The organism is Pseudomonas sp. Root562 (genome assembly GCF_001427125.1).
In the GTDB taxonomy this organism is placed as follows: domain Bacteria; phylum Pseudomonadota; class Gammaproteobacteria; order Pseudomonadales; family Pseudomonadaceae; genus Aquipseudomonas.
In genome coordinates, this window is sequence record NZ_LMGK01000023.1 from 194,250 (window position 1) to 206,490 (window position 12,241).

Genomic DNA, 12,241 nt, shown 5'->3' on the forward strand with positions numbered 1-12,241 from the left:
TGCTCCTTATCCGCGAGGTGCAGCGGCAGATTCAGCTTTCACCAGCGCAGGCGATTTAGCTGAAGCAGGTTGATTGGCGGCTTCGATCGCCTGACGCTGGCGGGCCAGTGTGGTGACCGTTTCCGGGCTGGCCATCGGCGCGTCCTGTGGATCGATCAACGCACCGGGACGAACGCGCTGTAAGCCGTTGATGACGATGCGATCCTCTTTCTGCAAGCCGTTGCGCACGATGCGCAAGCCTTCCAGTTTCGGCCCCAGATCGACGCTGCGATAAACCGCTTTGTTGTCCTGGTCGACCACCAGTACGAATTTCTTGCCGAGGTCGGTGCCCACCGCCTCGTCTTTGATCAACAGACCGGGATAGGCAGCGCTGCCCACCAGTTTTAAGCGCGCATACAGACCAGGGGTGTACTGATCGTCGGCGTTATCAAAAACCGCGCGGCCTCGGATGGTGCCGGTTTTCGGGTTTACCTGGTTGTCGACAAAGTTCATGTGCCCAAGGTGCGTGTTGCCATCCTCGTTCGACAGGCCCATATACACCGGTGTGGTCTGGCCGCGCTGGCCCTGGCGGGAAAGCAGGCTGTACTTGAGGAACATGCGTTCGTCCGCATCAAAGTAGGCGTAGACCTTGTCGGTGGAGACCACGCTGGTCAGCGCGGTGGTGTCGGCGGTGACGATGTTGCCGGCGGTGATTTCCGCGCGGCTGACGCGACCGGTGATGGGCGCCGTGACGCGGGTGAAGCTGAGATTCAAACGCGCCAGATCCAGCTGCGCCTGAATCGCATCGACACCGGACCGGGCTTCCTGCGCGGTGGTCGTGCGAGTGTCGGCGAGCTCGGCGGAGATCGCGTTGCTGCCTAACAGACGCTGGCCGCGCTGCGCTTCGTTGCCAGTGCGGACCAGAGTGGCGCGTGCCTGTTGCAGCTGCGCCTCGATGCGATGCACTTCATGTTCGAACGGACGCGGATCGATCTGGAACAGCAAATCGCCCTTCTTCACCAGCACACCATCGGTAAAAGCAACGCGTTCGATCTGGCCCGACACCCGTGGGCGAACCTCTACGGTTTCTGGTGCTTCCAGGCGAGCAGTGACTTCATCCCACTCGGTAATGGGTTGCTCAAGCACTTTCGCGACGGTGACGTGCGGCGCCCCGGGAGCCTGCGCGGCATCGGGTGTGCGTTCACACGCGGCAAGCGCTACCAGCGCCAACGCAGCAAGGGGATAACGCAAAGGTTTGAGTGACTGTTCCATGGGTTGTGTCCGCCAGACGGTTTGGGAATTTGCGGATTCTCGGCCTCGCGCGAGGTCACGACGAATCGAAGGGAGTGAAGTTGGCTATCATCAATAATGATGGTCGTCATGTTTAATGACAAAAAAAGGGATCAGCCCGGTTAAACCCTGGTGTCGGTGATTGCAGTACACACGCAATCCAACGCCGGCCCGAGCGTCTGTGCAGCACGCAATGCTCGTGAGGTGGGCACCATTCGACGACCGATGCGCTCGAACAGAGGGTCGTTGAACAACCTGCGCAAACGCACCAGCGCAGCGCTGACCGCTGGCTGACCAAGAGATAATTTTTCAGCGGCGCGGGTAAGGTTGCGCTCCTGAATAAGCGCTTCGAACACCACCAGCAGATTCAGATCGATACAGCGCAGATCATTCCGTTTCATGGGGCCGGTCCACCGGGGAGTTATTGACTTGAGCTAAAGCCATGGGATCCGCGAGACTTCTGCAGATGCCTATACAGCCATTGCAGCAACTTTATATGACGAATATCATGAAAGCCAGCCCATCTACATCGTTATGTCCAGGCGATGCCAACCTGGCCACAGGAGCAATTTCATGAAAGTGACGAAAGACCAGGCCGCTGCCAACAAAGAAGCCATCCTTACTGCAGCGTCACGGCTGTATCGGGAAAAAGGCATCGACGGAATTGGTATCGGTGAGCTCTCGCGCTCGGTTGGCCTGACCCATGGCGGGTTCTACGGACAGTTTCCGGGTGGCAAGGAACAGCTCGCGTCAGAAGCGGTCAGCCGGACATTCGAGTCCAATATTCAGGATTGGCAAAATGCCAAATCTATTCCCGAGCTCGTCAAGACGTATCTGACACAAGCGCATCTGGATAACTGGACCGAGGGTTGTCCCATTCCTGCATTGGGTGCGGATGTCGCGCGTACCGGTGGCACCGTCAGCAGCTCCTTCACCAGAGGCGTCGAGCATTTGATTGACACCCTGATGGCGTTGGTCGAAGGCGAAAATCATGAAGAGAAGTACCAAGAGTCACTACGCGTCCTGTCATCGATCGCGGGGGCGATGCTAATTGCCAGAGCGCTAGATAGCCCCGAACTGTCTGAGCAGTTTCTACAATCGGTCATTAATGCCTGGCCTGTCACTCCCACAAAAAAAGAGCGTGCTGCTAAGCGCCGCTGAAAGGATGAAGACTGACTTACTGTTAGCAAGGGCTTCGCTAATCCGAATATGTGTGGAACGCCCCCCCTTTCATTTCTACTCGACGATGGCAGGTCTTACGCTTGCTTTAATTGGGGCATGTACTTGGCAAGTTGAGCAGGATCAGTTATCGGTGGGTTAAGCCTCGTGTTGATGGCTGAACCACCTATGAACCGCTCGAAGACTTTCCAGCCGTGTTCAGTTCGACGCAAGCGATCCATCATTGGCGAGTAGAGCCAGATGGCAGGCAAATCATCGGGGCTATCGATGGCTTGGCCATCTCCCAGTATCGCTGCCGACTCTGGGGTGGCGTAGCGCACAAGCAAATTCTGATAGCGCACCACCACACCGTCTTCATCGACATCGACAATGTGATTGGTAGCGTGTCGGCTGACCCCAGGAATCAGATACGGATAGTCCTTCTTGAAGAACTGGCGAATCTCATCGTGGCCACGAATGGTGCCATGGAAGTGGTACGCGACGGCGTCCGGTAGAAAAGCATCGACCATTGCCTCCACATCCCAAGTCTCGAACCACCAATTGAGCCTGCTCACGAAGTCGATCGCACTGATTCGCTCCGCTGGATCGACAGCGCTCTGGGACGGAACTCTTGGAAAAGCTTTCATGAGTACTTCCTCATTTCTGGGTAAGAATCATATGTGCAATTACACACCAAACACGCAAAAAAATTTATTCGCCACCGGCCTGCTGAAGAAGTGAGTTACGAATCAGAACTGCTGCGACCCCGCCGATTTGATCCTCACGCTCACGCTGCGCGGCTTTCCAATAGGGCTCGGCCTCCTCCAACTTCGCTCGTCCTTGCGCAGACAGCGAGAGCCTGATGGCAGAACGCGGCCCTTCGGCATGGCTAGCGACATAACCTTCGTTCTGCAGTGGCTTCAGTGCCCGAACCAACGTAGTTCGTTCCATGACCATTACCTCAGCCAATTCGGCGATCAGGATCCCGGGATGCTCATTGATCAACGCAAGAGTCGAAAACTGCGAGACAGTGAGTTTCGCAGCAAACAGATGCCGATCGTAGAGGCGGGTCAGCAGACGCGCATGGCGTCTCGCGGCGAGGCAATGACAAAGGTCGGCGCCATGGGGGCTTTTCATGACGTCCATCATATGTGTAAATACACACCAGTCAAGTACAAATTGAGGCACTGAGGCTGTGCTCAGCGCCGACGAGTCCTAAGAGGTCAGCAAAATTGCTGAAACCGTCATACATCGTCCCTTCGTGGACGCATTCGCGTAACCAATTTTACGAGGTTAGAACTTTATGTCTGAGGTACGGGAGCTTTATGGCGCATCAACGGGGAATAGTGTACGAGCTGCAATCGCCTTGGCTGAAGCGGGCATAGAATTTACCCCGAGGTGCCTTGACCTTCTCTCTGGCGATCAGCGTGCCCCAGAATATCTGGCGCTTAACCCGTTAGGTAAGGCTCCGACATTTGTAAATCACAGCCTCTCACCTCCCCTTGTAATCAATCAGTCAAATGGCATTATTCAGTATGCTGACGAACACGCCCCTGGTCGGCTGTCGCCCAGAGAGCCGAGTCCTCAACGGTACCGGGTCTATGACCGGTTTTATTTCTTCGTCACGGATGTCATCGCCCCAAGCCACGCTGCTTTTTTTCTGCGCCAGATAGGGCAGCAAGATGCATCTGCACCATTAAGCCGACGAGCGTTGGAACATCTGATGACGGCAGAGGCATTTCTCGAGGGCGGGTACATAGCGGGCGATACCTTTTCAATGGCCGATATTTCTGCGTTCACTTTTGCAAGATCGGTGCGTGACCAAATTCATTGGGAAAAGTTGCCCCGCATGGCACGCTGGCTGGCGTTGATAGAGGCCCGACCTGGAGTGAAGCTGGGCATGCAAGCATTTGAATCCAAGCCGTCATCGTGAAAATGATCCATCAACCCGCCGACTTTGTCTTCGGACCCTCGTTAGGCGTGCGGTACACTCATTCCGGTGGTTGCCAGTCCTCTCGTCAGATTGCTGACGTCCCTCCAGTCCCCGCCTACACTGCCTACCCCCCTAAAACTTACGTTCTGAATTCCCTAGAGCTAAAGAACACGTTGACAAAGATGATAGCTATCATATAACCATATTACAGCCATCATACGAACCATGGCCATTATGCAGTCGAAAACCAAAAGAGAGAGAAGATCGATGACAAGCCCCACCATACTCGTTACCGGTGCCAGTGGTTTTACCGGCCGGAGCACCGTTGAAATACTGCGCCAGAAAAAACACGCGGTCCGTGCGCTAGTCCGCACGGACGATGATCGAGCGGCCAAACTGCGCCAATTGGGCGCCGAAGTTGTGGTCGCGGACCTGCTGGACTTGAACGCTGTTCGAGCAGCGCTTGAAGGCATCAAGCGAGCTTATTTCGTTTACCCAATCGCACCTGGCTTGATTGAAGCGACTGCCCACTTCGCTCTGGCTGCTAAAGAAGCCGGGGTAGAGTCAGTTGTAAACATGTCTCAAATTTCCGCACGTCGCGTGGCCCAGAGTCACGCGGCCCTTAATCACTACACTGCCGAGCGAGTGTTTGACTGGTCGGGCCTGGATATGACGCACCTGCGACCGACTTACTTTGCACAGTGGCTGATCTACCCGCACTGGCGCAAACATATTGTTGAACATGGCGAGATTCGCCTGCCGTTTGGTTCAGGTCGTCACGCCCCGATCGCAGCAGAGGATCAGGCTCGACTGATCGCTGCAATCTTGGAAAACCCACAATCCCACAAGGGCAGGACGTACCCGCTGCACGGTCCGGTTGAACTGAACCAGCAGGCCATAGCTGACGAAGTCGGCAGAGTATTGGGTCGTGAGATCAAGTACGTGGCGATAACACTGGATCAGTACCGCCAGGAGCTGCAGAGCGATGGCCTACAGCCTTTCCTCATTCAGCATCTGCTGGAAGTTGCAAAGGACTACCAGCACGGCGTGTTCGAGGGTGAGGATTCCATTATTGGCGAGGTTACGGGACAGCCACCGATGACTGTTCAAGCGTTCGTGACCTTGCACAAGGAACTGCTCACCAGATAAAGCTTTTACTAGGCGGCCGCGAATGACTGCTTTGGGCGGAAAAAGCGGACGTTCGTCGTCGCCCGCATACGGCCAACCGCAGTCTGTCCGAAGGACAGTAATCGGCCAGAAGCGGACATGTAACTGGCTTTGATCACTAAGCGTGGTGACTCGAATTGCATCAACACCTGTAGTGCCCGCCGGCCTGGGCTGATTCGAGACGAAGGCGACCAACCGGTTCTTTAAGGATTTTTGGCCGCCGGGCCGAGCACTTGTCCCTGTCAACGGCTGGTTCGAGTGGGTAGAAGATCCCACGGATCCGAAGCAAAAACAGCCGTACTACTTAATCCTCAAGGAACATACGCCGAAGTTCTATGGCGGCCTTGCTCAGTACGACCTACCAGCCAGTTCGATGGAGGGCGATGGCTTTGTGGTCGTCACAACCGCCAGCGACTGCAGGATGCTGGAAATCCATAATCGTCGGCCATTGGTCCTGTCGCATGAGCAGGCACGGGAGTGGCGGCCTGAACACCTCGCCACGGCGCGCCCGGGGTGCCCAGTAGCACCGCCGACCAGTGAAGGGTTTCGATTGGTACGAGGTGTTGAAGGTCGCGAGAAATGTACGCAATGATGGCCGGCATTTGCTTGTTCCCGTTTCGGGAACTCCGACCCTCGGACGACAAATAAAGCCGGGCTTCTTGATTACCCTTTCATCGGGACCGGCAGCTCGGCGCTGCTTGCCCAGGCAGTCACGGGGCGGCTGAACAGATTTTCGGTTTGAAAGTGTGCAATACGCCACATGCCGCCTTCGCTGGCAAATCTCACTAATAACCGAGCGCTGTTGAGGTGAGAGGCTCCACTGGCAAAAGTTGAGGTTTGTAGCATGATCCAGTTGGCGTCAGCCTGGTCTTCACGGACCTGAATCAGCTCAGAAGTGAGGAAGTGCACGTTGAGCACAAAATGCGCGGGGTCAACCATGTAAGTGGCGAACATCGCCTTGATCGCTTCGCGGCCACGGTAGCCGCCAAATGCTTTTTCATACCTGGGGCCCTTACCTTCCCACACTGCATTTTCGGTGAATAGTCCGGCCAGCTCGTCCAGCGGCGAGTTAACACCCAGATCGTCGCACAGCTGCATATAGCGGTTCATGCAGACGCGGATCGCGTGCTCGCTTTCAAGTTGCCAGAGTCTGTATTCCAGTCGTTCAAGCCGATCCTCAACTTCCATCACTGCCTGCCCTCTTTGTTCAATAGTCTGATCGCGGCCTCGCAGGCCGCGGTACAGATGATTGTCACCCGATGACCGGGCGAGTTTCAGCGTTTGGCTTGGTCATCGCTGACTCCTTTTCGCCTTGCGCCTCCAGTTCACGATCACGCAAGCGCTGGGACCGTGGGTAGGTTTCCGGCGTGATGAGCGCGGTGATTACAGTGACTAGAGCCATGCTGGCAAGGTAAAGCGCAATCGGCTCCGGCGAACGGTAGTGCGCCAACAGTGTCGTGGCAATGATCGGCGCCAGACCGCCGCCCAGTACTGATGCAACTTCGCGACCGATGCCAAGACCGGAGAAGCGCAGACGTGCCGGCAACAGCTCGCTGATGTAGGATGGCTGAGCGCCTTCGAGAATACCCAGCACCACGCCATTGGCCAGTACCAGTGCGGTCACGGTGATCCACGGTACGCCTGAATCGAACATGAGGAAAAACGGATAGGAGAAAAACAGCATGGCCAACGCACCTGTGAGGTACACCGGCTTGCGACCTATCTTGTCGCACGCGTAACCGGCCAGCAAGGCGCAGGGAATCATCAGCACCATGGAGAAGGTCAGTGCGCCCAGTACGAAAGTATTCGATAGGCCCAGGAATTTTCCGTAGGCGATGGAGAACGCGAAGAACATCCAGGATGCACATCCCTCTCCCAGGCGCAGCCCGAACACCATCAGCACTTGGCGGGGATGAAAACGCAACACTTCCATGATCGGTGCCTGTGCCGCCTTGCCCTCCATGGATACCTGAGCGAAATCATGGCTCTCCTGCATGTGACTGCGAAGGTACAGACCGACGCCGATCAGCACGATGCTGAAAAGAAATGGCATACGCCAACCCCAAGTCATGAAGGCTTCGTCCGATACTTCCTGAGCCAGCATGAAAGCACCGGTGGACAGGACAAAACCGATCACCGCTCCACAAGGGGCCCAGGCCGAAAATCGGCCACGTCGACTCTGGGGAGTGTTTTCGCTGATTATTAGAATACTGGCGCTCCATTCGCCGCCTGCGGCAAGGCCTTGAATCAGTCGCAATAGGACCAGCATGATCGGCGCAGCGATTCCGACGCTTTGATAGGTAGGCAATAATCCCATCAGAAAGGTCGCGACCCCCATGGCCCCAAGGGTCAGAGTCATCACCATCTTGCGCCCGTAACGATCGCCAAGGTGTCCGCACAATACTCCGCCAACGGGCCGCGCGATGAATCCCAACGCCAGCCCGCCATAAGCGGCGATGGTGCCTGTCAGAGGATCTTCGTTGATCGGAAAAAACAATTCGCCGAAAACTAGGGCGGCGGCCGTCCCATATAAAAAGAAGTCATACCATTCTAATATTTGCCCAACTACTGACGTGAATACAGAGCGAGCAATACTATTAGCTCCTTGCCCGGACTTGGTACTTTCGTGCTCAGTCATAGTTCTTCTCATTATTTTTATCACTCTTGAAATTAAACTTGAGTAACGCAACGCAAGGCTGTTTTCGAGCTTCCTTTGAAAGGTAAAATTCTTGCAGAGCATGGTCAAATGACGATGAGTTATTCACGTAATGCACAAAGCGAATAGTGGTTGGAATGAAGTGCCCGACGGATTATCAGTAAATAATCATCGCATCTCGTCGGATATTTCGCGCCAGGGATTGGTGCCTTAAACCACTTTTCAACGCTGGACCGAAATAGGGACATAGGCCTATATTCGTGACATGCATAATGGAATGTTTGGTTATTCGTCGCACTCTTCTGCCCCGGCACTGTACCCGAGGAGCTTTCCCATGAAGCACATCAACATGGCCACAATCGATCTAAACCTGCTCAAGACGTTCATGGCCATCTGGGAGCATCGAAGTCTGACGATCGCCGCCGACCGCCTTCATCTGAGCCAGCCTGCGGTAAGTCACGCACTTCGCAGGCTGCGCGACGTTTTCGACGATCCGTTGTTCGTACGTACCGCGACGTCCATGGAGCCAACGGATGCTGCCATTCGGTTACATGCGCCGATTGAGCATGCGCTCGTGATCATTCACGGTGCATTCATGATGTACTCGCATTTCGAGCCTGAAACGGTCGCCCGTACCTTCCGCATTTCCATGTCGGACATGTCACAGCTCTACGTTTTACCCACACTGATGGAAGTGCTGGCTCGCACGGCGCCAGGCATACGACTCGATGTATACCAAATGCCCATCGAGCAGTTGGGCATGGCGTTGCGCAAGGGCGATATCGACATTGCCTTGGGCTATCTGGTTGAACCGAGCGAAGATTGTATTTACGAGAGCTTGCTTGAGGATGAGTTCATTTGCCTGTTACGCAAGGATCACCCCCTGCCGAAGGACACATTGAGCGTCGAAGATCTGCGCGCACTACGCTACGTACACGTTTCGAGCAATATCACAGGCCACGGACTGACCGCTGATACAGCGTTCGGACGTGCTGATATCCAGCGCGACATAGCGTTGAAGGTACCCAACTTCACCATTGCACCGGAAGTCGTCGCCACCACAGATCTGGCACTGATCCTGCCACGGGCCATTGCTACGCATATCAACCGCAACCTGGGTTATCGCCTGTTGCGTTTGCCCATAGAGTTGCCAACGATTTCGGTCGGGTTGTATTGCCACAGTCGCTTTTCTTCGGATGCCGGCATTGCATGGCTGAGGGAACTGCTGATCGCCTTGTTCACCTCGGCCACTACGCCGCGATAGCCCGGCATATTGGATAAAGCCAGACACTTCTACCCTGGCAAATATTGCTCAAGGGTCTGCATTGGATAGTGAGGACTGGCTCCGGTGAATGGAGGCAAGCTTAGAAAATCCTTGCGCAGTTCCTCCCTTAACGGTGAAGCCAGAGCATCACTCAGGGCAGCGATAGAGTCGAACACGACTTTGTTACGTTGCAGTGTCCTGACGCGCTCGGCGAGTAAGTCGCTGCAATAGTCGATCCGGGTGTAGACCTCCACCTCGCGAATACCAGGTAGTTTCACCATCAGCGGAGGATGTTGGCGAAGGTAATGCGCCAGCCATACCTCGTCATCCTCCGCTTTGCCTTCATACGCCACCAGGTAAGTCGCACGTGCCAGACAGCCGGGATCGACCGGCGAAGCATGTGGTACGACAAATTTACGAACCAGCATTGCCTGCTGCGTCCAGCGGCAGCCAGCCGAAGCGGCAGCATTGATTACCGATGCCAGAGGCCCGTCTGCACACATGGCGGACTCAAGGGCATCGAGTTTTGTAAAATAAAGTTGGATCACGCATTGCGGGGCCTCGTCGGCCGACAGGAAAGGGTCACCCCCTATCAGAGGCGTGGGCACATGAATGGCCCGTCTGACCACACCGCTCACTTCACTCAGCAGCCTTTCAAGCTGCACCGGATCAACGCCTGCGACACCGTGGTTGGTAGTGACGCTCAGAAAAAGGCACAAGGACATTGGCATTCCCACCTGTTCAAGATGCGGAGGAAAATTGGTCTACGGGGACAGCCCGGCCCAAGCGATGAAAATTACGTCCAAAGTAGGTGAGGCTGTCACCTTCCTCACGCAGGTGAATATGCTGGATCTCGACGAATAACACCGAATGCGACCCCACATCCTTGACGTCCACTATGGTTCCTTCAAGACTGGCCAAGGCATCCTCCAGGACAGGCAGGCCTGTCGCACCGTTACGCCAGTCCTCGCTAGCGAAGCGCTCGGCGGGGGGTACGTCGGTCATGCCGGCGAACTGCCGCGCGACCCCTTCCTGATGCCCAGGCAGAATATTCACGCACAGCGCTCCGTTGCCGAGTACGGCTTCGTGAATAGAGCTGTTGCGGTTGATGCATACCAACACGGTGGGTGGCGAGTCCGTCACCGAACAGACTGCACTGGCGGTCAATCCTAGGCGACCGAACGGACCGTCGGTACTGACAACATTGACCGCCGCTGACAACAACGAAAGAGCCTGGCGAAATTCTTGTGTGGATTGCTTGTTGTTCATAATCGCTCACTCGACGTATTTGAAGTGGTGGTTCAATCCTGCGGCGTACGTTCAGAAGGGTCAAATTCGCTTTAATTATTCGGAAAATTAGTTATGAGAATAACCAGATATCGAAGATTCAAAGTCTGCCGTAAATGTTCGATGAAAGGATTATTCCTCCAGTTTATTGCGGCTATTCGGCTTTCGAATTTGATTCACGGTATCGCAGTCGCCCATTCTGGTGGCGATTGTAATAAACCGACCGGAGAACAAGATGAATAGTGAAGTCAGTTTCGATCTACGAACATCACACGATTATTCCCAGCAGATGGTAATAGCGCCAAACCTGGACGGCGTGATCGTGGAGATTGCCGAGCGCCGTAATGAGTTCAATCAGCGGTCCCACGTCCCTCGGGACATGATCGAAAAAATGAAAGCAGTGGGAATCTTCCGCGCGAGCACCCCAAAATGTTTCGGTGGCGATGCGCTGCCACCAAGCGAATTCCTGCGCATCGTCGAGCGAGTATCCGAGGCTGACGGTTCGGCCGGCTGGGTGACCGCGTTTGGCTCGGCCAATATCTACCTGGCGTCCCTGCCCCCGCAAACCCAAGCGCTGATTTATGCCAACGGACCTGACCAGGTATACGCCGGTGGCCTCTACCCGCTGCAACCGGCTCGCGAAATAGAGGGCGGTTGGGAAGTCAGCGGTCACTGGCGCTTCGCCAGTGGTTGCAAAGGTGCCGACTGGATTGGCGTCGGAATTGGTGGCACGCCGGCGAACGGCGGCGGCGCGACCGCCGGAAAACCGTTGACTGCGGTTTTTCCGGCAGCCGAGGTACAGATCGTCGATAACTGGAATGTTGTCGGGATGCAGGGTACCGGAAGCCATGATCTCAAACTGCACGAGAAGACCGTCGACCATGCCTGGACCTTCGTGCGCGGCGCCGCCGCCACCATCGACGAGCCGCTTTACCGTTATCCGTCGGTGTCTTACCAAGCCCAGGTCCATGCTGCCGTGAACCTGGGTCTGGCTCGCGCGGCCCTAGATCTGGTCACTGCAATGTCGGGCAGCACCAAGACCATGACCGGAGCTCCCCGGCTTGGGGACCGGGCCTATTACCGCAGCGAGCTTGGCAAGGCCGAAGCCATGCTGCGCAGCGCCCGCGCATTTTTCTATGAAGCGCCGGACAGCGTTTGGGAATCGATCTTGGCCGGCAATACCGTGACGCCCGAACAGGCCAATCTGCTGCGTCTGAGTGCCACCCATGCTGCCCATACCTGCGCCGAGGTCGTGCTGATGGCGTATCGTCTTGCGGGTACCGCAGCCATATTCGACGAAAATCGCCTGCAATGGATTCTGCGTGACGCCATGGTAGTGACACAGCATGCGTTCCTCGGCGAAGCGACCTACGACAGCGCCGGCGCGTTGTTTGCCGGTATCGCTCCGACGACGCCCTACCCTTGACACTCCAACCGCCATGGGAAGCGCTCCCGTGGCGGGCTCCAAACCGAGGCATACCGGGTCGGGCACAAACCCAGGCAAAGC

The 12,241-nt window shown here is 55.8% G+C and carries 13 protein-coding genes and 1 pseudogene; 6 read left to right on the top strand and 8 right to left on the bottom strand.

Going from position 1 to position 12,241, the window contains the following annotated elements:
- Positions 1-6: 6 nt before the first annotated feature.
- Positions 7-1,251, bottom strand: coding sequence for a multidrug efflux RND transporter periplasmic adaptor subunit MexE (mexE, locus tag ASD60_RS20440; protein WP_056855751.1), 1,245 nt, complete (start codon positions 1,249-1,251; stop codon positions 7-9).
- 140 nt (positions 1,252-1,391) lie between these two features.
- Positions 1,392-1,670 (bottom strand): LysR family transcriptional regulator, encoded by a 279-nt coding sequence (locus ASD60_RS20445; protein ID WP_017846009.1) that lies wholly within the window; start codon positions 1,668-1,670, stop codon positions 1,392-1,394.
- Between the two features lie 172 nt (positions 1,671-1,842).
- Here ASD60_RS20445 and ASD60_RS20450 point away from each other — a divergent pair, with 172 nt between their 5' ends.
- A complete protein-coding gene (locus ASD60_RS20450) occupies positions 1,843-2,430 on the top strand; it encodes a TetR/AcrR family transcriptional regulator (RefSeq protein ID WP_056855752.1) in 588 nt (195 codons plus the stop codon).
- A gap of 95 nt (positions 2,431-2,525) precedes the next feature.
- On the opposite strand, the gene ASD60_RS20455 is transcribed toward ASD60_RS20450, so the two are convergent.
- Positions 2,526-3,074 carry a nuclear transport factor 2 family protein gene (locus tag ASD60_RS20455; protein WP_056855753.1) on the bottom strand — a complete coding sequence of 183 codons (549 nt, stop codon included), beginning with the start codon at positions 3,072-3,074 and terminating at the stop codon, positions 2,526-2,528.
- Between the two features lie 64 nt (positions 3,075-3,138).
- A complete protein-coding gene (locus tag ASD60_RS20460; protein ID WP_026139907.1) occupies positions 3,139-3,564 on the bottom strand; it encodes a MarR family winged helix-turn-helix transcriptional regulator in 426 nt (141 codons plus the stop codon).
- A gap of 166 nt (positions 3,565-3,730) precedes the next feature.
- Here ASD60_RS20460 and ASD60_RS20465 point away from each other — a divergent pair, with 166 nt between their 5' ends.
- The 3 genes and pseudogenes from ASD60_RS20465 to ASD60_RS29945 form a co-directional block, all read left to right on the top strand.
- A complete protein-coding gene (locus ASD60_RS20465) occupies positions 3,731-4,360 on the top strand; it encodes a glutathione S-transferase family protein (RefSeq protein WP_056855754.1) in 630 nt (209 codons plus the stop codon).
- 267 nt (positions 4,361-4,627) lie between these two features.
- Positions 4,628-5,509 (top strand): NmrA family NAD(P)-binding protein, encoded by an 882-nt coding sequence (locus ASD60_RS20470; RefSeq protein WP_056855755.1) that lies wholly within the window; start codon positions 4,628-4,630, stop codon positions 5,507-5,509.
- Between the two features lie 208 nt (positions 5,510-5,717).
- Positions 5,718-6,119: pseudogene (locus tag ASD60_RS29945) on the top strand (SOS response-associated peptidase family protein); the annotation flags it as partial.
- A 71-nt stretch (positions 6,120-6,190) separates the two neighbouring features.
- Here the strand turns inward: ASD60_RS29945 and ASD60_RS20475 are convergent.
- Together ASD60_RS20475 and ASD60_RS20480 are read right to left on the bottom strand one after the other, a co-directional pair.
- Positions 6,191-6,715 (bottom strand): nuclear transport factor 2 family protein, encoded by a 525-nt coding sequence (locus ASD60_RS20475; RefSeq protein ID WP_056855756.1) that lies wholly within the window; start codon positions 6,713-6,715, stop codon positions 6,191-6,193.
- Positions 6,716-6,779: 64 nt separating this feature from the next.
- A complete protein-coding gene (locus ASD60_RS20480) occupies positions 6,780-8,165 on the bottom strand; it encodes an MFS transporter (protein ID WP_056855757.1) in 1,386 nt (461 codons plus the stop codon).
- Positions 8,166-8,517: 352 nt separating this feature from the next.
- On the opposite strand from ASD60_RS20480, the gene ASD60_RS20485 reads away from it, so the two are divergent.
- Positions 8,518-9,447 (top strand): LysR family transcriptional regulator, encoded by a 930-nt coding sequence (locus tag ASD60_RS20485; RefSeq protein WP_056855758.1) that lies wholly within the window; start codon positions 8,518-8,520, stop codon positions 9,445-9,447.
- A 29-nt stretch (positions 9,448-9,476) separates the two neighbouring features.
- Here ASD60_RS20485 and ASD60_RS20490 read toward each other — a convergent pair whose 3' ends face one another.
- Both ASD60_RS20490 and ASD60_RS20495 read right to left on the bottom strand, forming a co-directional pair.
- Complete coding sequence (locus ASD60_RS20490; protein WP_056855759.1) at positions 9,477-10,172, bottom strand: EthD family reductase; 696 nt, start codon at positions 10,170-10,172, stop codon at positions 9,477-9,479.
- A 16-nt stretch (positions 10,173-10,188) separates the two neighbouring features.
- Positions 10,189-10,716 carry a flavin reductase gene (locus ASD60_RS20495; protein WP_056855760.1) on the bottom strand — a complete coding sequence of 176 codons (528 nt, stop codon included), beginning with the start codon at positions 10,714-10,716 and terminating at the stop codon, positions 10,189-10,191.
- A gap of 253 nt (positions 10,717-10,969) precedes the next feature.
- On the opposite strand from ASD60_RS20495, the gene ASD60_RS20500 reads away from it, so the two are divergent.
- On the top strand, positions 10,970-12,160 hold the full coding sequence (locus tag ASD60_RS20500) for an acyl-CoA dehydrogenase family protein (RefSeq protein WP_056855761.1): 1,191 nt from the start codon (positions 10,970-10,972) through the stop codon (positions 12,158-12,160).
- Positions 12,161-12,241: the final 81 nt, after the last annotated feature.

What these genes read in the sequence shown, in the direction of transcription:
- mexE (WP_056855751.1), bottom strand. Translation starts at nt 1,251, where the DNA reads ATGGAACAGTCACTCAAACCTTTGCGTTATCCCCTTGCTGCGTTGGCG.
- ASD60_RS20460 (WP_026139907.1), bottom strand. Translation starts at nt 3,564, where the DNA reads ATGAAAAGCCCCCATGGCGCCGACCTTTGTCATTGCCTCGCCGCGAGA.
- ASD60_RS20490 (WP_056855759.1), bottom strand. Translation starts at nt 10,172, where the DNA reads ATGTCCTTGTGCCTTTTTCTGAGCGTCACTACCAACCACGGTGTCGCA.
- ASD60_RS20455 (WP_056855753.1), bottom strand. Translation starts at nt 3,074, where the DNA reads ATGAAAGCTTTTCCAAGAGTTCCGTCCCAGAGCGCTGTCGATCCAGCG.
- ASD60_RS20500 (WP_056855761.1), top strand. Translation starts at nt 10,970, where the DNA reads ATGAATAGTGAAGTCAGTTTCGATCTACGAACATCACACGATTATTCC.
- ASD60_RS20465 (WP_056855754.1), top strand. Translation starts at nt 3,731, where the DNA reads ATGTCTGAGGTACGGGAGCTTTATGGCGCATCAACGGGGAATAGTGTA.
- ASD60_RS20495 (WP_056855760.1), bottom strand. Translation starts at nt 10,716, where the DNA reads ATGAACAACAAGCAATCCACACAAGAATTTCGCCAGGCTCTTTCGTTG.
- ASD60_RS20445 (WP_017846009.1), bottom strand. Translation starts at nt 1,670, where the DNA reads ATGAAACGGAATGATCTGCGCTGTATCGATCTGAATCTGCTGGTGGTG.
- ASD60_RS20470 (WP_056855755.1), top strand. Translation starts at nt 4,628, where the DNA reads ATGACAAGCCCCACCATACTCGTTACCGGTGCCAGTGGTTTTACCGGC.
- ASD60_RS20485 (WP_056855758.1), top strand. Translation starts at nt 8,518, where the DNA reads ATGAAGCACATCAACATGGCCACAATCGATCTAAACCTGCTCAAGACG.
- ASD60_RS20450 (WP_056855752.1), top strand. Translation starts at nt 1,843, where the DNA reads ATGAAAGTGACGAAAGACCAGGCCGCTGCCAACAAAGAAGCCATCCTT.
- ASD60_RS20480 (WP_056855757.1), bottom strand. Translation starts at nt 8,165, where the DNA reads ATGACTGAGCACGAAAGTACCAAGTCCGGGCAAGGAGCTAATAGTATT.
- ASD60_RS20475 (WP_056855756.1), bottom strand. Translation starts at nt 6,715, where the DNA reads ATGGAAGTTGAGGATCGGCTTGAACGACTGGAATACAGACTCTGGCAA.